The 17,139-nt window shown below is 66.5% G+C and carries 17 protein-coding genes and 2 pseudogenes; 12 read left to right on the forward strand and 7 right to left on the reverse strand.

Annotated features, from left to right (window positions below):
* Positions 1-25: 25 nt before the first annotated feature.
* Positions 26-394, reverse strand: a complete 369-nt coding sequence (locus ACLJOO_RS24255) for a hypothetical protein (protein ID WP_410789633.1) — start codon at positions 392-394, stop codon at positions 26-28.
* Between the two features lie 125 nt (positions 395-519).
* Here ACLJOO_RS24255 and ACLJOO_RS24260 point away from each other — a divergent pair, with 125 nt between their 5' ends.
* A complete protein-coding gene (locus ACLJOO_RS24260; RefSeq protein WP_410789635.1) occupies positions 520-624 on the forward strand; it encodes an ArsR family transcriptional regulator in 105 nt (34 codons plus the stop codon).
* A gap of 49 nt (positions 625-673) precedes the next feature.
* Here ACLJOO_RS24260 and ACLJOO_RS24265 read toward each other — a convergent pair whose 3' ends face one another.
* The 3 genes and pseudogenes from ACLJOO_RS24265 to ACLJOO_RS24275 form a co-directional block, all read right to left on the reverse strand.
* A complete protein-coding gene (locus ACLJOO_RS24265) occupies positions 674-1,096 on the reverse strand; it encodes a TRIC cation channel family protein (RefSeq protein WP_410789637.1) in 423 nt (140 codons plus the stop codon).
* 80 nt (positions 1,097-1,176) lie between these two features.
* Positions 1,177-1,494 (reverse strand): annotated as a pseudogene (locus ACLJOO_RS24270) (TRIC cation channel family protein); the annotation flags it as partial.
* Positions 1,457-2,164, reverse strand: coding sequence for an alpha/beta hydrolase (locus ACLJOO_RS24275; RefSeq protein WP_410789638.1), 708 nt, complete (start codon positions 2,162-2,164; stop codon positions 1,457-1,459). The pseudogene ACLJOO_RS24270 and the gene ACLJOO_RS24275, both read right to left, overlap by 38 nt.
* Before the next feature lie 174 nt (positions 2,165-2,338).
* Between ACLJOO_RS24275 and ACLJOO_RS24280 the strand changes: the two genes are divergently transcribed.
* The 4 genes and pseudogenes from ACLJOO_RS24280 to ACLJOO_RS24295 form a co-directional block, all read left to right on the forward strand.
* Positions 2,339-3,046 carry an SDR family NAD(P)-dependent oxidoreductase gene (locus tag ACLJOO_RS24280; RefSeq protein ID WP_410789639.1) on the forward strand — a complete coding sequence of 236 codons (708 nt, stop codon included), beginning with the start codon at positions 2,339-2,341 and terminating at the stop codon, positions 3,044-3,046.
* Positions 3,047-3,051: 5 nt separating this feature from the next.
* The gene (locus ACLJOO_RS24285; protein ID WP_410789640.1) at positions 3,052-3,891 is read left to right on the forward strand and encodes an NAD(P)-dependent oxidoreductase; all 840 of its coding nucleotides are present in this window, start codon (positions 3,052-3,054) and stop codon (positions 3,889-3,891) included.
* 22 nt (positions 3,892-3,913) lie between these two features.
* On the forward strand, positions 3,914-4,513 hold the full coding sequence (locus ACLJOO_RS24290) for a TetR family transcriptional regulator (RefSeq protein ID WP_410789641.1): 600 nt from the start codon (positions 3,914-3,916) through the stop codon (positions 4,511-4,513).
* Positions 4,514-4,583: 70 nt separating this feature from the next.
* Positions 4,584-4,736 (forward strand): annotated as a pseudogene (locus ACLJOO_RS24295) (CoA transferase); the annotation flags it as partial.
* Positions 4,737-6,024: 1,288 nt separating this feature from the next.
* Here the strand turns inward: ACLJOO_RS24295 and ACLJOO_RS24300 are convergent.
* Positions 6,025-6,237: a hypothetical protein gene (locus ACLJOO_RS24300; RefSeq protein ID WP_410789642.1), complete on the reverse strand. Its 213-nt coding sequence runs from the start codon at positions 6,235-6,237 to the stop codon at positions 6,025-6,027.
* A 914-nt stretch (positions 6,238-7,151) separates the two neighbouring features.
* On the opposite strand from ACLJOO_RS24300, the gene ACLJOO_RS24305 reads away from it, so the two are divergent.
* The 6 genes from ACLJOO_RS24305 (at position 7,152) to ACLJOO_RS24330 (ending at position 14,380) form a co-directional block, all read left to right on the forward strand.
* The gene (locus ACLJOO_RS24305) at positions 7,152-9,209 is read left to right on the forward strand and encodes an MMPL family transporter (protein WP_410789643.1); all 2,058 of its coding nucleotides are present in this window, start codon (positions 7,152-7,154) and stop codon (positions 9,207-9,209) included.
* Between the two features lie 3 nt (positions 9,210-9,212).
* Positions 9,213-10,358: a sensor histidine kinase gene (locus ACLJOO_RS24310; RefSeq protein ID WP_410789644.1), complete on the forward strand. Its 1,146-nt coding sequence runs from the start codon at positions 9,213-9,215 to the stop codon at positions 10,356-10,358.
* Complete coding sequence (locus ACLJOO_RS24315; protein ID WP_410789645.1) at positions 10,355-11,032, forward strand: response regulator; 678 nt, start codon at positions 10,355-10,357, stop codon at positions 11,030-11,032. The genes ACLJOO_RS24310 and ACLJOO_RS24315 overlap by 4 nt, the downstream gene beginning before the upstream one ends.
* Positions 11,033-11,941: 909 nt before the next feature.
* Positions 11,942-13,387: an MFS transporter gene (locus tag ACLJOO_RS24320; protein WP_410789646.1), complete on the forward strand. Its 1,446-nt coding sequence runs from the start codon at positions 11,942-11,944 to the stop codon at positions 13,385-13,387.
* 59 nt (positions 13,388-13,446) lie between these two features.
* Entirely contained in the window at positions 13,447-14,112 is a 666-nt protein-coding gene (locus ACLJOO_RS24325) for a hypothetical protein (protein WP_410789647.1), read from the forward strand.
* A gap of 79 nt (positions 14,113-14,191) precedes the next feature.
* The gene (locus ACLJOO_RS24330) at positions 14,192-14,380 is read left to right on the forward strand and encodes a hypothetical protein (RefSeq protein WP_410789648.1); all 189 of its coding nucleotides are present in this window, start codon (positions 14,192-14,194) and stop codon (positions 14,378-14,380) included.
* 111 nt (positions 14,381-14,491) lie between these two features.
* On the opposite strand, the gene ACLJOO_RS24335 is transcribed toward ACLJOO_RS24330, so the two are convergent.
* Together ACLJOO_RS24335 and ACLJOO_RS24340 are read right to left on the reverse strand one after the other, a co-directional pair.
* Positions 14,492-14,851: a nuclear transport factor 2 family protein gene (locus ACLJOO_RS24335; RefSeq protein ID WP_410789649.1), complete on the reverse strand. Its 360-nt coding sequence runs from the start codon at positions 14,849-14,851 to the stop codon at positions 14,492-14,494.
* Between the two features lie 106 nt (positions 14,852-14,957).
* The gene (locus ACLJOO_RS24340; RefSeq protein ID WP_410789651.1) at positions 14,958-15,407 is read right to left on the reverse strand and encodes a MarR family winged helix-turn-helix transcriptional regulator; all 450 of its coding nucleotides are present in this window, start codon (positions 15,405-15,407) and stop codon (positions 14,958-14,960) included.
* 317 nt (positions 15,408-15,724) lie between these two features.
* Between ACLJOO_RS24340 and ACLJOO_RS24345 the strand changes: the two genes are divergently transcribed.
* The gene (locus ACLJOO_RS24345; RefSeq protein WP_410789652.1) at positions 15,725-16,285 is read left to right on the forward strand and encodes a dihydrofolate reductase family protein; all 561 of its coding nucleotides are present in this window, start codon (positions 15,725-15,727) and stop codon (positions 16,283-16,285) included.
* The last annotated feature ends 854 nt before the right edge of the window (positions 16,286-17,139 follow it).

A 17,139-nucleotide genomic window follows, 5' to 3' on the forward strand; every position in this document is an offset into this window, starting at 1 on the left:
TTTCCGGACGTAGAGCGGGCCAGTTTCAGACCAGCGAGCCGCTCTTTCTAGGGCGCGCCAGGTGCGGGCTTGCCAGGCTGTGGCGTTCGGTCTGAGCCGCGGCCGTGGCGCGGGCGGCGAGCTCGATGAGGTCGCGGCGGAACCACCAGCGCTTCGCGGTCTCGATCGCTGGGAGTCTGCCGTCTTGGGCACGGGCTTTGGTCTCGGCGACCGGCAGGCCGAGGAGTTTCGCGGCCGCGACGAGTCCGATGAGGTCGTACTCGCCGGTGCGCGGCACGGGTCGCCGTACGGCGAGGGGACGGGCGAGTTGTCGGCGCCACAGGATCTGGTAGCGGCGTACGGGAAGCAGCGGGTTGCCGGTTGCCGGCGGTGTGCGGGTGTGAGCAGCGCCCACAGGTCGTCGGTGGTGCAGGCGAGGAGTTCGATCGCCTCGTGCACGGTGATCGGCTGGGCGAGCTGGTCGATGTCGCCTGTGTACTGTGTGCGGCCGGCTTCGGTGGCCAGTAGGTTCTGGAGCTGGTGGCGGGGGAGGACGGGAAACGGCGGTACACCGTCGCCCAGATCGCAGCTGAGTTCGGCGTCACCCGCCCCACGATCTATCGCCATCTGTCGAAGACGGACTAGCACCGCAAGGTTCATGTGCACGAAGCAACTCTCAGGGCCGATGCTTCGATCAGTCGCTCTCCGCCGAGCCCGCTCCGAGGCGTCCGCCCTCGGCCCTCGGAGGCGCCTGTGGACGTCGAGGGCGCACCACGAACTGCTCCGGGAAGGTCCAGTCGAAGCGGACGGCGGCCAGGCGCACGAGCGTGGTCACCGTCAGGCAGACGACTCCCGCGATCGGGATGGGCGTGCCGAGTTCGGCGAGTAGGACTAGCGCTGCGGTGCCGGCACCCGCGGCGACGGCGTAGAGGGTGCCCACGTGCAGGAAGGAGAACGACAAGCTGAGCATGACATCGCGCAGCATCCCGCCGCCGATGGCTCCGATGACGCCGACCACCAGTGCCCCGGCCACGCCGACGCCGAGGGACAGCGCCTTCGAGCCCCGATCGCTCCGAACAGCCCCATCACGACGGCGTCGAGCACGGTGATCAGCCATTCCGCTCGTGACAACAGGGGTTGCAGCACCATGCCGAGGATCGCCGAGGCACCGGCCACGATCAGGTACCAGTTGCTCCAGACCACGACCGGCGGTTGATTGAGCACGGTGTCGCGAAGCAGGCTTCCCCCGAGAGCGACGGCGAGTCCGATCACGATGACGCCGAGCACGTCGATGCGGCGAGACCTGACGCCGGCGGCGAAGAGCGCCCCTTGAAGACCGCCGAGTCCGGCGGCCAGGAGTTCGATCCAGAGCGTCACCTGGAACGGGGTGATCGACATGTGATCCCTCCGGAGAACTGGGGGCCGGCGCGCGCGATTGGCGCGGGCCGGCCCCCTGGGTCGAAAGCGGATCAGCGGCTCACCGGGCGGCGTGCGAAGCGCCCTTCGCGGCGTCATCGATGGTGTCGGAGACGACGCCGGCCTGCGTGATGAACAGGGCGGGGCTGGCGGACACGTTGGTGATCTTCGCGCCGCTCCGCGTCGCCATGTGCTGCAGCATGGCCTGGTCGAACGACTTGTCCTCCGTTGCGATGACGGCCCAGCTGGGCTTGTCGCGCCAGGCGGCGTTCTTCAGCGGCGTGTCGAAGACCGACATGTTGATCGGGATCTGCGTGTCACGCAGGAAGGCGGCGTCCGCGTCGGTGGCGTCGTGGGCGAACCCGGCCTTGAACTTGTCGTGGTTGAGGAACCCGTATCCGTCGTCCGCGACAGCGATGACGAAGTCCGGAGTCGCCGCGAATCCCTCGTACTGCTGGCCCGTGGTCTCGCCGGCGTCGGGTGCAAGAGCGGAGACGTAGACCAGACCGGCCACGTTCGGGTGGACACCGGCCTCGGTGATGACCGTGCCGCCCCAGGAGTGGCCCACGAGGATCGTGGGGCCGTCCTGCTGGTTCAGCACCCGTGTGGTCGCTGCGACGTCGTCCTCCAGTGAGGTGAGCGGGTTCTGCACGATCGTCACTTTGTAGCCGCGCGCCGTCAGGTTGTCGTACACGCCACGCCATCCCGAGCCATCAGCGAACGCGCCGTGCACCAGCACGACGTTCTTGATCTCCTGGTCGGTACTCATGATCTGGTCCTCCCTCTTCCCGCCGGGAGTGCCCGAGCGGATCGGTGACGAGCTCGACAGTTGTGACGCCTCACTCGCTTGCAAGGCCACTAAGTAACTAACTATTGACTTATGTCCTGGATCGCGTCATGCTGTATATATCCAGTTAGTTACTTCCTTGAAGGAGAGAGCATCATGTCCACAGTCCTGATCACCGGCGCGAACAAGGGCATCGGCTATGAGACCGCCCGGCAGCTCGTCGCCGCCGGCCACACTGTGTACGTCGGAGCGCGCGACGCCGACCGTGGTCGCGCCGCGGCCGACACGCTGGGCGCCCGCTTCATCCACCTCGACGTCTCCGACGACGACTCGGTCGAGGCCGCGGCCAAGGCCATCGAGGCCGACGGCGGCCTGGACGTCCTGGTCAACAACGCAGGTGTCGAGCCGCGCGCGGCCGACGGCGGCTTCGTCCGGGTCGCCGAGGTCACCGCGGACAGCATGCGCAGCGTGTTCGAGACGAACGTGTTCGGCCAGGTCCGCACCCTGCACGCGTTCCTGCCGCTGATGCAGCGCTCCGAGGCGCCGGTCGTGGTCAACGTCAGCAGTGGCCTGTCGCTGGTGCGGGGGATTGCCGATCCGGAGTCCCCGGCCCGCTTCTACCCGGCCGTCGAGTACCCGGCGTCGAAGGCGGCAGTCAACGTGATCACCGTGCAGTACGCGAAGGCGTACCCCGGTGTCCGGATCAACGCGGCCGACCCGGGTTTCACCAAGACCGACCTGAACCACAACTCCGGTACGCAGACCGTCGAGGAGGGCGCGGAGGTCATCGTCCGGCTGGCACAGCTCGGCCCGGACGGACCGACCGGCCAGTTCTTCGACGCCGCCGGCCTGCTGGCCTGGTGACCGTCATGTCCGATACCAAGCCCAGGGTCGGTTTCATCGGCCTCGGTGACCAGGGCGCCCCGATCGCCCAAGCGATCGCTGACGGCGGCTACCCGCTGCACGTCTGGGCCCGGCGCCCCGAGTCGCTGGCTGTCCTCGACGGCCATGCCTTCACCGCCCAGCCGGGCATCGCCGAACTGGCCGCCGCCGTCGACATCGTCGGACTCTGTCTGCGCGAGGACGCCGACAATCTGCAGGTCGCGGTCGACGGCGGCCTGCTGGCGAACCTGCGACGCGGCTCGGTGCTGGTCAACCACGGCACCGGCCTGCCACAGGCCGCGCGCGAGCTGGCCCGGCGCGCCGAGCCGTACGGCGTCGAGGTGGTGGATGCTCCGGTCAGCGGCGGCCACGCGGTCGCCCTGGCCCGGCAGTTGACCACGATCGCCGGCGGCGACGCGCGGGTCGTCGAGCGGCTCACGCCGATCTTCCGCACCTTCTCCAAGGAGGTCATCCACGTCGGCCCGGCCGGATCGGGTCAGTACGGCAAGCTGTTCAACAACACCTTGATGATGATGAACCACCAGAGCGTCCTCGAGGTGATGCACCTGGCGCAGGCGCTGGAGTTGCCGATCCAGCCGCTGCTCGACGTACTGCGCTCCGGGTCGGCGAGCAGCTTCGCGTTGCAGGCGATCGGGCCCTCGATCACGTCCGCGAACGTGCATCACCTGCAGCCGCTGGAGCTCATCGACATGCAGCTGTTCAGCGGAGCGGTCGATGCGCTGGGCGACCAGGCGCACGAGGTGATCGAGCGGGCCGTCGGCGGCGCGCGGGGGCTGGACGAGCTGACCGCGATCGTCGGTGCGTGACAGAGATGAGAGGGTGAACCGCATGACCGAGCCGACCGCTGAGCGCAAACGGCGTCCCCGCGATTCCGGGGCGACCAAGGCGCTGCTGCTGCAAGCCGCGACCGAGGAGTTCGCGGAGTACGGACTCGCCGGTGCCCGGATCGACCGCATCGCCGAGCGCGCGGGAGCCAACAAGAGGCTCATCTACGTGTACTTCGGGGACAAGGACGCGCTGTTCGACGCGGTCGTGGACGAGCAGGCGCGTACGGTGGTCAAGGCCATTCCGCTGGACGAAGGGGATCTGACCGCGTTCGCGGCCAGCCGGTTCGACTATGTCCTGGCCAATCCGGCGGCTCGGCGGATCGCCATCTGGCGTGGGTTCGAACGAGCCGAGGCGACCGAGGCGGAGTTGGCGAGTTATCGCGAGCGGGTCGAGCTGGTCGAGGCCGCGCAGAGCGAAGGGCGGTTGCGGGCCGACATCCCGGCGGTGGACCTGTTCGCGATCGTGCTGCGGATGACCGAGAGCTGGTTGAGTGCGCCGGCGGGTCTACGGGCGGTGGCCGGCGAGGACGCCGATCGCCTGAGTGAGCATCGGGCCGCGCTGCTGGCCGCCGTTCGGAGTGTGGTCGAGCCGCGTGGGTGAGAAGAGCGTCACGGCCGGCTGACGGCATCTCGCCTACGGTGGCGCCGCGCAGAACCTTCTCTCCGATGTCGTGGTCCTCGACCTGACCAGGGCGCTGGCCGGACCGCATGCGGCGATGATGCTCGGCGATCTCGGTGCCCGGGTGATCAAGGTGGAGGCGCCGGAGGGCGGGGACGACAGCCGCGGCTGGGGACCGCCGTTCGTCGAGGGCGAGTCGACGTACTTGCCGCGATCGCGGTTTCGAATCTTCGGGGCATCGAGCCCCTCAGATCCGAGCGGCTTGCCCATGGCAACGGTTGTCTTCCATCAGAGCGGGGTGCACCCAGCTACTCCCGCCTCATCAACTCCCGTTCCTGCCAGTTGTTAGCGTTGGGAGGAACCTGCATTCGCTTCGTCCGCGCGATATCCGCTGTGAATATCGACGTCATCCAGCCAGCATGAATCCATGGCGACAGACGACATGCCCAGGCACTGATACGAGGATTACGAGCGTGGCCGGCCCGGCTACCCAGAACAGGTCGTTGATCTCGCCGAGCTCGCACCGTCGGCGACGGCGCTGGAACTTGCTCTGCCGGGACGGGCAAGTTCACCCGTCAGCTGGTTTCGGGGATCGCGCACGTGGCGGCCGTCTGCCCTGGCAGACACGCGTGCAGCGGACGCGACTCAGCACACCGACGTGACCGAGGCGCTGCTGTCAGTTGCCTCGAACGGCTGCCCGTAGCCGCTCAACGATCCCGTATCGGCCTCGGGCGGGCTACTCCCGTCACCCGCCGGTACCAGTTGACGAAGACCAGCATCGTCTCCCACTTCTACACCGAGTGCTCCCCTGCGGTACTTGGTCAGTCGCGCAGCAGGATGGACGCGAAGTACAAGACGCGGAGAAGCACCGCGACCCCGAACGATATGAGGAGGAGCGCCCCAGGTGACGGTCCACTCTTGGGGACGTTGATCGCGCCAAGCACAGCCAAGGCAAGGCCGACTACCCCGACGATGCCGATTTCCCAACGCAGTCGCCAATCCTTGCTCGAGTCGTGCTTTGCACGTTGCAGGCTTGCATAACTCAACATCAGGAGGAGGGCATAGCACACAAGGACGCTGCCCACTGTCCAAGCGACCGCCGCGCCACCGGGACTACGTACGTACCCCAAGCTCAAAGCGATTAGATAGAGCGCAGCAGCCGCGAGAAGACTGCTGGATACGCCCTCTGCTACGGGCTGCAGCCTCGGGAGCCACGTGGGCTTGGGAGAATCAGAGCCGTCCGCATCTGAAGTTCGGGGCGAGGCCGGGCTGGATCGTGCGATCCGAACCGATGGGCCAGGCGAAGACGTCCGGCGTGGAGCGAAAGTTGATAGTTGCGGCGGCGCAGCCTGTCGCCGTCGACCCGCGATCCGCGGCCGAGAGGTCACCATGCCTCAGTATCGGATCGCCAGACATATCAGAACGAGGCTTCGCCAACGACAGCCGAGTGATCGACCGGGATCCGCTTCGGCTTATCGTCGCCCATTGGGGAATCACAGCAGACCGGCGTCGTGCAGCTGGAGCAGCGCGGCAACTACCCCGCCGCCTCCAGTGCTGCAGATCAGGATCCGCAGGACTCGGATTGCGTCGCTGCGCCGATCGGAGTCCCCGACGAACAGCGCCACACACGTAGCGAGGCTGACGAGGACGAGCCCGAGCAGCACGCATGCACCGAGGACGACTAGGTACGGCGTAAGTCCCATCACGATCGCTCCTCCTTTCGTTCCCTGGTACGAGAAAGCCCGCCTCGCCGGCCACTTACGACACGACCTCCGAGGATGTCTCGGTGCGCTGGGACAACAAGACACTCTTCGGTCCGTTCAACCGGCAGCCTGCATTGGTCGGACAGCTAACGTCGCGTCGAGACGACCCCGAGTTTCCACAGACGGTTTCCAGTGGTGGGGGACGTCGATCGTGTCGGGTAAACGGGCTGCGCTACGTGGTGTCTGTGAACGAGGTCTGCGGCGGTCTCCATTGACTTGGCAGTTGGGCTGCGGTGTGGATGCTGGTCCCGGCACCGGTGTGTTTCAGATATTGGCCCTGGACAGTGGGAATTCAAGTTCAAGGCTCACGGCCGGCCTGGTCGTCTAGGCGGACCAGGCGGCGGCCGCGTCGTCGCACGGGTCGTCCTCGCGAGTTGACCGGACGGGCAGACCGGTGCCAGGGCTCGCACCCACCGTGCATGCGACGGCTCGGAGATCAGCCAGCGGGGCGTGAGGGTGGACCGGCTGCTGCGGCTTGGCGTACGTGTTCGCCGCATCGAACGGAGATCACTCGGCCTAGTCGATGTGGACGACCTCGGCCGCAGCCTTCTGGATCGCTGCCAGCCGCGCGTATGACCAGTGTGGCGAGAAGTCGTCCTCAATCCGGTTTGCGCGCACTGCTTCGAGGATGCCGCGCAGCCGGCCGGTCGCATCTGCGGCAGCTACCGTCTCTGCGACCTTCCGTTTTGCGTCGTCTTCGCCGAGCCAGATGGGCCTACACCGGTCCGACAGCAACGTAGAGCCGCGGGGCGCAGTAGTTGTCGACCACGGGAGTAGTGCGGATTGTCCACTGTGGGCGGACGAATCACCTGACCTGCTGGGCCAGTGTTTGAGGTCCAAAGACAGGGGAGGTTCTGATGTTCACGTTGCAGGCTGGGCGGCGGGGTAAATGGGGTGTGGTCGCGGTCTGGGTGCTGTTGCTGGTGGCGGTGTTTCCGTTGGTTGCGGGGCTGGGTGACGTGCAGAGCGACGACGCCACCGATCAACTGCCCGGCGGTGCGGAATCGACGCTCGTGCATCAGGCCGAGGACCGCATCCCGGGCTCCGAGGACGACGAACTGATCGTCGTCTATCACCGGGACGGCGGTCTCGCCGACGGGGACAAGGAGGCGGTGGCGCGGCAGCACGCCGCCCTCGCCCGGGACTTCAAGGTCGACATGCCGCCCGTCCCCTCCGAGGACGGCACGGCTCTCATGTACGCCGTCGGCCAGCCGGCGAGCGGGAACGACGCGGGTGTCGCCAGGTTCGTCGAGCGGGTCCGGGCGGTCACTGCCGACCGGCCGAGTGGTCTGCGGGCCGAGGTGACCGGCCCGGCCGCGATCGACGCGGACGTCGACGCGGTGTTCGAAGGGATCGACACGACCCTGATGCTCGTCACCGTCATCGTCGTCGCGGTCCTGCTGATCATCACCTACCGCAGCCCGTTCCTCTGGCTGGTGCCGCTGCTGACCGTTGGGACTGCCGCGTACCTGTCGATGGCGCTGGTCCGGGTCGTCGCCGGTGCGCTGGACCTGACGGTGAGCACGCAGAGTTCCTCGGTCATGATCGTGATGGTGTTCGGCGCCGGGACCGACTATGCGCTGCTGATCGTCGCCCGGTACCGCGAGCAACTGCGCCACCACCGCGACGTCCATGCCGCCATGCGCGCCGCGCTGAAGAGTGTGGGCCCGGCGATCCTCGCGTCGGGATCGACGGTCGCCCTCGGCCTGGGCTGTCTGTTCGTGGCCGACATGAACGACATCTCCGGGATCGGGGTGATCGGTGCGCTGGGCATCCTGGCGACTCTGGTCACCATGCTGACGCTGTTCCCCGCAGTACTGACGGCGCTGGGCCGCAAGGTCTTCTGGCCGCGTGTCCCTGCCCTGGCCAGTACTGCGCCCGCCGGCCGCGACTGGTGGCGGTGGGTCTTCGCCCGGCCGTTGCGGTCGGCCGGAGTTTCGGCGCTGGCGCTCGGCTTGCTGGGACTCGGGGTGTTCGGGCTCTCGACGGACCTGCGGCAGGCAGACTCGTTCACCAACACTCCGGAGTCGGTGACGGGGTTCGCGACGCTTGATCGGGCCTACCCGGGCGAGGGTGGCCGGCCCTTCACCGTTGCGACTCCTACTGATCTGGTGGCACAGGTGCTCGCTGTGGCGCGCGCGACGGACAAGGTGGTGTCAGCGGAAGCCGAACGGGAGGGCAACGGCTGGTCGCTGGTCGACGTCGTACCGGCGGCTCAGCCGGACAGCGATGATGAAGCCGCCGTGATCAAGCGACTGCGGGCTGATCTGCCGGCCGCGGCGTTGGTCGGTGGCGAAGGGGCGGAGCGGGTCGACGTCCAGGAGGCGAGCGCCGCCGACACCAAACTGGTGATTCCCCTCGTACTCACCGTGGTGTTGCTGGTTCTGTTCCTGCTGCTCCGATCCTTGGTCGCCTCGCTGCTCGTCGTGGCCGCGGTTGTGCTCTCGTATCTCGCGGCACTTGGACTTGGCTCTGTGGTGTTCGAGCACGTGCTCGGGTTCGGCGGCGTGGAGCCGACGCTGCCGGTGCTGGTGTTCGTGTTCCTGGTGGCGTTCGGCGTCGACTATGCGATCTTCCTGGTCGCTCGGATCGCCGAGGACCGCAAGGAACTCGGTACCACGGTCGCCACCCGGCGGGCGGTGCGGGCCACCGCGCCGGTGATCGCGTCGGCCGGATTGGTGCTGGCGGCAACCTTCGCGGTGCTGGCGTCGTTGCCGTTCGTGCCGATGGTGGAGATGGGTGTGGTGGTCGCCGTCGGAGTTCTGCTGCAGACTTTGCTGGTAGCGCCTGCGTTGCTGGCGCCGATGATGGTGGGCCTGCGCCGATGGATCTGGTGGCCGAGCCGCCCCGCGGACAACCCACAACCGGCAGCAGCCCCGGACGAGTCGGTGCTGGTCGGCAAGGAACGGAGCTGAGGGATGGGGACGGCGGTCTTGGTGGGAGCGAGGCGGTGGGGGATCGGCAGGGTCGACCTGCTGCTGACCGCGGCGCTGCTGGTCCTGCCGGTGGCCGCCGTCCTCGCCCTGCCGCGGCACTGGCTCGACGACAGGCAACTCGACGCTGTCGGGATCACCCTGCTCGTCCTGGCGACCCTCCCGGTTCTCGTCCGACGCCGCTACCCGATCCAGGGGCTGCTCTTCTGTCTAGCCGTCCAGATGGCCTACCACGCCTTGAACTACACGCACGAAGTCATGCTCCCGGTCGCGGTAGTCCTTATCTACACGGTCTCCCTGACCACCTCCCGAGCCTCAACGCTGGCGATGGTCGGAATCAGTGTCGCCGGAGTCCTGGTGAGCGCGAGCGTCCCTCAAGACGAATCGATCGGCGCGGAGGTGATCAGCCCCCTTGGCTGGTTCGCGGTCGCCGCGGTCGGTGGCCAGGCAATGCGCCTCCACCGCGCCTTGCTCACGGAGACGAGCGAGCGCCGGGTCGCCGAGGAGCGGCTGCGGATCGCGCGCGACCTGCACGACGTCCTGGCCCACCACATCGTCGTGATCAACTCGCATGCCGGTGTGGCCGCTCATCTGCTGGACGAGCGCACCGACGATCCGACCCTCGCGCCGATCTCGCAGTCGCTGCACACGGTGGCGGACGCGAGCAGCGGAGTACTGGCCGAGCTGAGAACCACCCTCGACGTCCTCCGCGGCAACGAGGTCGACGTGGATCGGCACCCGACGCCGGACCTCGCCGGCCTGGCCCGGCTCGTAGCGGTCACCACAGCAGTCGGAGTACAGGTCGAGCTGCGAATAAGTGGCACCAGCCGGCCGCTGCCGGCAGCCGTCGAGATCACCCTCTACCGGATCGCGCAGGAGGCCCTGACCAACGTGGTGAAGCACGCGCACGCTCGACAGGCATTGGTGCAGCTCGAGTACGACGTCGAGGAGGTTCGGCTCGAGATCACTGATGACGGCCGGGGCAGGTCCGACAGCGGCAGCACAGCCGGCTATGGCATCGCGGGGATGAACGAGCGGGCGCAATCCGTCGGTGGTCAGCTGGTCACTGGCGACGGCCGGTACGGCGGATTCCGGGTCGCGGCGACCGTACCTACTCCGGGAGCGCGATGATCAGGGTGGTGCTGGCCGACGACCAGGAGCTGGTCCGGAGCGCCTTCGCGATGCTCGTCCGCTCCGCACCGGACATGGAGGTCGTCGGTGAAGCCGCCGACGGCGACGAGGCGGTCGAGCTGGTCCGGTCGACCCGGGCCGACGTCGTCGTGATGGACATCCGGATGCCGGGGACGGACGGGATCACTGCCACCGGCACGATCGCGGCCGACGAGAATCTGAGCGGCGTACGGGTGCTGATCCTGACCACGTTCGAGAGCGACCACAACGTGGTGGCCGCTTTGCGTGCGGGAGCGAGCGGATTCCTTGTCAAGGACACCAAACCCGCGCACCTGCTGGCCGCCATCCGCACCGTGGCCGCCGGCGAGGCACTGTTGTCGCCCGGTGCGACCCAGGCACTGATCGAAAGAGTGCTGAGGCAACCCGATCCGGCAGGCCCGGCACCGGGCGCACTGGCCGCGCTGACCAGGCGGGAACGCGAGGTACTGACGCTGATCGGCCGCGGCTTGAGCAACGGCGAACTCGCCGAACAACTGGTGATCAGCCCACTGACCGCGAAGACCTACGTGAGCCGGTTGCTGACCAAGCTGGACGCCCGCGACCGGGCCCAACTGGTGATCGCCGCCTACGAATCCGGTCTGGTCCGGACCTTCAGCCAAGGAGACCCACCTTAGGGGCCGACCGGAGTACGCCGGAAACCGGCAATAGGCGCCTGAGCTCGCTGATCAGCGGTCGGTGGCGAGGCTGTACCGGCGGGTCTGGTCGAGGCGGGCGTGGCCATGAGTTCGGCGACGAGGACGAGGTCATGTCGGTCGCGGAAGAGGGTGCTGTCGAAGGCGTGGCGCAGGCCATCTAGATCCAGGACCGGCTTGTTCGACACCCGCACGTCTCGGCATGGCTGGTGCTGACCGAGGATCTTCCCGACAGCGACGACGCCGTGCTGTGGCTTCTTCAGCACGTCATCGGGCTTCCAGGCGCCATCCTTGCGATTGTCGCTCTGCTCTTGTGGGCATCGGGCTGGTTATCAGCATTACGAACTGCGGCTCGGCATGGGTGCGGATCGCGGCCGCATCTCCCAACTCCGGCCTGGACGACCGGTTCTTCTGGTGGCCGCGGTGTTGAGTCAGCTGCTGTTCGTCGTCCTCTCGTATGTCGCTGCGAGCTGGATGACCGCCATGTTCATCGAGGATCCGTCGGCCCGAGTAAACAACCATTGGTGTCTGAACCGCTGCGTATCAAGTTCGGTCGTATTCGGTGTGGGGGAGAAGCGCCGGGGCTCGCCGGTCCGGTCTCGGACGAACGCCGTTTCGACGCGTCCCATAGAGGTTTGCTGTCGGAACGGGCTTGAGGCTGCGGCTTCGGCGGGACCCCTCACCTCTCACCCGCCGCCTCGAACCCGGCGGTTGAGAAGCCGGAGGCGCGGATGCGCAGCGCGGACCAGCCATCTGGCGACCCTGCGGGCGGGCTCGGGTGCGGCTGGAGCGGATCTTGGAATGCGCATGCGCGCGTGAATGATTGTTGGAACAGCCAACATAGGGTATGTTGGCAGCACCAACACACCTTGCATACATCCAGGAGCAGTCGTGACTACCGAGCCGATCACCTCGACCCTCAGTACCGGACACGGCAGACGCATTCTCGCTCTGCTGTGCGCAGTTGCGTTCTTGGACTTCGTCGACGCCTCGATCACCAACGTCGCCTTGCCCCACATCAAGACCGACCTGGGATTCTCGGTGCAAACCCTGCAATGGGTGCCTTCGGCGTACCTGTTGACCTACGGCGGCTTGATGCTTCTGGGTGGTCGACTCAGCGACCTCCTCGGACGTCGCAACGTCCTCCTGGCCGGGACCGTGATCGTGGGCGTCTCGTCACTCGTAGGTGGCTTCGCCGGCAACGCCGAGGTCTTCATCGCGGCCCGGCTCGTCCAAGGCGTCGGTGCAGCACTGATGCTGCCAGCAGCCCTCTCGATCCTCACAACGACCTTCACCACCGACCGTGAACGCCAATCCGCGCTCGGAGTCTGGGCAGGCGTCGCAGGCCTCTCATCGGCGGTCGGGATCCTGGCCGGAGGCGTCCTGACCGACGGACCAGGGTGGCGCTGGGTCATGTTCGTGAACCCGATCGCCTGCGTCCTTCTCATCCCAGCAATCCTCGTACTACTACCGCGAGACGAAGCCGCTGTGCGCACGAAGCACTTCGACTTCGTGGGCAGCTTCGTCGTCACCGCCGGGATGATGCTTCTCGTGTACGCCCTGGTCAAAGCTCCCGACCGAGGTTGGGACGCGGCCCGCACCTGGATCGAACTGGCCGGAGCTGCAGCGCTTCTCGCCTTGTTCGTCCTCATCGAACGCCGCGCCGGAGAGCCTATCCTCCCGCTGAGCCTCTTCAAGATCCCTGGGCTCGCGGCCGCCAACATCACAGGTCTGATCGGCTTCGCCGGCATGCTCTCGATGTTCTACTTCCTGACCCTGTACATGCAGACCGTGCTCGGCTTTTCGGCGATCGCCGCGGGAGCCGCGTATCTGCCGCTCACGTTCGGCATCGGCATCGGCGCAGGCGTCGGCTCCAAGCTCATAACCAAGGTCGGAAGCCGGGTCGTGATCAGCGTCGGCGCGCTCATCGTCGCTGCCGGCCTCTTCACGCTGAGCCGCGTCCCTGTCGACGGTGGATACCTCGAGCACATCTTGCCCGGGCTACTTCTCGTCGCCCTTGGCAGCGGACCAGTCTTCGTAGGCGTGACTACAGCCGCCAATGCCGGTGTCGGTCCCATTAGGGCTGGCGCCGCCGCCGCGGTACTCAACTCGGCACAGCAGCTCGGTGGCGCTCTCGGCCTCGCGATCCTGTCCGCGGTCGCCACATCACGAATCCACGACCAGCTCGCCAGTGGTGTCGCCACGCCGGCCGCCACGACCTCCGGCTTGGGCTACGCCCTCGCCGTCGGCGGAGCGTTTGCGGTCGCAGCGGCCCTTATCGCGCTGGCCACCGTCAACACCCGACAAGACCCGCATGAGGCCAAAGGCGCCGCCTGACCCTGCCCGACCAACCGTGACAGACCCGATCGCTGCACCGCCACAAGATGGGACCAACCATGAATGAACTGTCCACACCGATCGAACGCGTCCTCATCGTCGGCCGTAGCCCGAACGTCCTCCTCGAGGCGGTTGAACTACTCCGCGCCAGGAGGTACTCCGCGAATGCGACCAACCATTTCGACCATGTCCTCCAGGACTACGACGTGACCGACCTGGACATCGTCGTCTTCGGCGGCATGGTCCCGCCCGACACGAAGCAGCGGCTCCACGACGAGATCACCGCTCGCAACCCAGGAGTCACATTCATCCAAGGGATCTTCGGCATCGCCGGGGTCATCGCAGCCCAAGTCCAGGCCGCCGCCACGCCAGACGACAGTGCCGCCATCACCTACGACGACGACACCCGCGCAATCCTGATCGACCTGGACGAGGCCACCCACGTCACAGTCGAGGCATGGTGGGCCACGTCCTGGACCCCTCCAGAGCCAACCAGCACGACGATGGTCATCTGGGACGACCACCTGGACGCGGGCCACCACAGGATCCCTGTGCCAGACAAGGTCCCATCGATCGCCTCGGCAGCCGCGGTCACGCTCGGCTCCATGGTTCGTGTGTTCACCATCGGCGGCATGCCCGACGCAGTGGCGCGCATGGTGCCCAGCTCGGCGGGCGACACGCGGCTCCCCGAAGTTGACAGCGTCACCACCACCAACGATGGGTGAAGGACGGCACTCGATACAGCCCAGCGAGTACCTCGGCCACGCCGATCCCGGGTTCACCCTGCGCACCTACACACATCTAATGGATGGCAGTTCAGAGCGCACGAAGCGAGCGATCGACACGGTGTTCGGCGCCACTGGCGCTGCTGAGGCACGGCCAGCGCCCGACGAGAGCCCGAATGACCACGCGGCCGACAACATGTGGTCCCAGAGCAATGGCAGCCCTTGCGGCTCGTTGCTGGTCCACTACAACGTCGCCACCGACGGCTGAAATTTGGCCGGAGTCTGCTGCTGCCTGGCGCTACGTCGATTCGTGGGCAGCTTCAGATCCGGTCAGGGACGCAGCGATATTCAGTCAGTCAGTCCGCGGTCAGGTGCCTGTCTAACTGAAGAAGCCGTAGACCTTGCTGATGAGGCCGTCGTGGATCACCACGACGTCCCAGCCGTTGGCGACCGGCGGGCCGCCCGGCGGGCCGAAGCTCCAGTAGAAGTGTGCGACGTGGTGATGGCTGCGTACGTCACCGAGGACAAAGGCCATACCGGCGAACTGTTGCTGCCATCCGCCGATGTAGGTATCGATCGCTGACCTGCCCTCAACCGAGGTGTTGGGGTCCACGTACTCCGCGTCCGTGCTCAACACGTCGGCGCCGATGGCCCCGCGGGCCTGCGGGTCGCGCTCGTTCCAGATCGAGATGTAGGTGGTCACCAGTTGAGTAATGGAGTCGGTGTTGTCGTCGATCATGGGCGCACCCCTCTGGTCCTTTCTGAACTCCTCGACCAGGACCGGGTAGCTCCCCCCGCCATGCCCGACGGCGATCGCCCGGTCGGCCTGCGGACGAGCGCTTCTGCTAGCCCAGCTTCGACAGCAGATTCACCAACTGGCGTCGTTGGGCCGGCGTGAGCGGTTCCAGCACCGCCTCCTGGATCCCGTCGATGACCTGGTCCAGCCTCGCCAGCATCCGCTCGCCGTCTGAGGTGAGTGTGACGATGTTGCGCCGCCTGTGGGCGGGGTTGACCTTCCGGTCGACCAGGCCACGAGACTCGAGCTCGCCGAGGGCAGCCGTGACGTCACTGCGGTCGATCCCCGTTTCTCTGCCGAGGTCTGCCTGGCTGGCAGGACCCCACTCGTCCAGCGCCGCCAGGAGTCGGTAGTGATAGCTGCGTAGCCCTTCTCCCCCGGATTCGAAGCCGGCCGACATCAGCGACGCCGACCGAGCGAAGGCGCGGCTCAGCAGCCAGGTCGGACGCCCAGTTATCCGATGGGGCGTCCGCCCCGTGCGGTCATGGTGGACGGGCATGACCGCACACTATCGCGCTTGCGGGCGTCACCAACACTTGCTAAGTCGGCGCCGCCAATATTGGCATGCTCAACAAAGGAGCGCGTAATAGACAAGAACAAGGTGTCGTCGAACCTCATCGGCGTTGTGGGTGCGGCCAACACTTGCTATGTTGGTTCGGACCAACATTGCAGCGCCGCACGGCGACCCTGGTAGTGACCCGCGGCATCCCCACCGTTCCGTGGGACCGAGAAACGCTCGCCAAAACGATCGATGAGTTTCGACGGCCTCGCCAGTCGTCAACCCACCCAATAAGAGAATCTGAGGAGATGTGCCCTATGCGCAAGGTCGTGCTGTACCAATTGATGTCGCTGGATGGGGTAGCGGAGGAGCCCGGTGACTGGCTCTTCGACACCGACGACGCCATCTTTGAGAACCTGGGCCAGATCATCGGCGACCAGGATGCCGTGCTGATGGGCAGGCGCACCTATGAGTACTGGGTCGACTATTGGCCCACATCCGACTTCGAGCCGTTCGCCAGCTTCATCAACCGCACCGAGAAGCACATTTTCACCTCGAGCCCATTGACGAAGGAATGGGCCAACTCGACACCAGTCAGTAGCCCCGCGGCGGCCTATGTGGCCGACTTGAAGGAGCGCCCCGGAAAGGACATCGGCATCCACGGCAGCATCGACCTGGCGCGTTCACTGCTGCGAGCCCGGCTAGTCGACGAGCTGCGGCTCGTCATCGCGCCCACCATCGCCGCATCCGGCCGCCGGCTCTTCGACAGCGACGATGCACTGCAGAAGCTCGACATGGTCGACGCAGTCCGCACCCCTACCGGTGCGCTGCTGGCTCACTACCGCCTAGAGGCCCCTCAAGCTGGGGCCAGTGACTGACCCGACCGTGCTCTGCGTATCAAGAGCGGGCGTGTTCCTGCATTGAAGGTCGGTCGGAAGGCGGTGGCTGCGGGTGGACGGCCTCTGCGGTGGGCGCAGTACCGGCAGCACCGGCTGGGAGGCTAGTTGCCACTGGCAACTCATCGTGTGACGCTCAAGCGTGCTGGTCAGGGAGTCTTGATGGACCGGCCGGCATAGCGGGCCCAGGGGCTCGGCGGCATTGTCTGCGTGGAGGAAGGCGACCTTGGGCTGTAGCCGAGGGCTTCGGCAACAAGTGAGGGTGGAACCTCGAGCACGAGTTCACCGATTGCTCGGTTGCGTGCCCCGAGCAGGTTGATGCCGAGGTCGCGGAGTCGGTCCATGACGGTGTCCGGGTGGAGGTGCCGTCCGTGAAACAGCCCTCCATCCCGCGGGGGTGTCTCTTGTGTGCCCGATCGCCTCAGCCCAAGCCGCTTCATGCCCACGGCAGCTCACCGTTTTACTCACCGGATTGAACGAAACATACCGAGCACAGTCGCGAAGACCTGCTTACTTTCCATTGGAGAGTAAGCAGGTCAACGGCAACTTTCAGGTAGTGATGCGGTATGACGACAGGCATGGCCCGGTAAAGCGGGCGTTAGGGGTTCGAGTCCCCTCACCGGCTCTTTTCGGCCGTACGGCGACCAACCCTGCTAGGTCCGCGCCCGTGCCTTGCCGGATCGTGGCGTTGGGACCACGTGATCGGCGCCTGTCCAGCGCTGGGTGCTCACTTGCACCGTGACGGTACTCTTTGTGACGGCGTTGCTACATCTGGTTCTGACTGCGTCGACGGCGGACGGGAGATCGCGTGTCTGAGCTGAGCCGTCGTCGCGGTG

It is taken from the genome of Kribbella sp. C-35 (genome assembly GCF_046549195.1).
Taxonomy (GTDB): Bacteria; Actinomycetota; Actinomycetes; order Propionibacteriales; family Kribbellaceae; genus Kribbella.

Bases quoted from the DNA above. Each gene is read 5' to 3' on its own strand.
- ACLJOO_RS24265 (WP_410789637.1), bottom strand. From the start codon at position 1,096: ATGGCTGATCACCGTGCTCGACGCCGTCGTGATGGGGCTGTTCGGAGC.
- ACLJOO_RS24275 (WP_410789638.1), bottom strand. From the start codon at position 2,164: ATGAGTACCGACCAGGAGATCAAGAACGTCGTGCTGGTGCACGGCGCG.
- ACLJOO_RS24280 (WP_410789639.1), top strand. From the start codon at position 2,339: ATGTCCACAGTCCTGATCACCGGCGCGAACAAGGGCATCGGCTATGAG.
- ACLJOO_RS24285 (WP_410789640.1), top strand. From the start codon at position 3,052: ATGTCCGATACCAAGCCCAGGGTCGGTTTCATCGGCCTCGGTGACCAG.
- ACLJOO_RS24290 (WP_410789641.1), top strand. From the start codon at position 3,914: ATGACCGAGCCGACCGCTGAGCGCAAACGGCGTCCCCGCGATTCCGGG.
- ACLJOO_RS24305 (WP_410789643.1), top strand. From the start codon at position 7,152: ATGTTCACGTTGCAGGCTGGGCGGCGGGGTAAATGGGGTGTGGTCGCG.
- ACLJOO_RS24310 (WP_410789644.1), top strand. From the start codon at position 9,213: ATGGGGACGGCGGTCTTGGTGGGAGCGAGGCGGTGGGGGATCGGCAGG.
- ACLJOO_RS24315 (WP_410789645.1), top strand. From the start codon at position 10,355: ATGATCAGGGTGGTGCTGGCCGACGACCAGGAGCTGGTCCGGAGCGCC.
- ACLJOO_RS24325 (WP_410789647.1), top strand. From the start codon at position 13,447: ATGAATGAACTGTCCACACCGATCGAACGCGTCCTCATCGTCGGCCGT.
- ACLJOO_RS24330 (WP_410789648.1), top strand. From the start codon at position 14,192: ATGGATGGCAGTTCAGAGCGCACGAAGCGAGCGATCGACACGGTGTTC.
- ACLJOO_RS24335 (WP_410789649.1), bottom strand. From the start codon at position 14,851: ATGATCGACGACAACACCGACTCCATTACTCAACTGGTGACCACCTAC.
- ACLJOO_RS24340 (WP_410789651.1), bottom strand. From the start codon at position 15,407: ATGCCCGTCCACCATGACCGCACGGGGCGGACGCCCCATCGGATAACT.
- ACLJOO_RS24345 (WP_410789652.1), top strand. From the start codon at position 15,725: ATGCGCAAGGTCGTGCTGTACCAATTGATGTCGCTGGATGGGGTAGCG.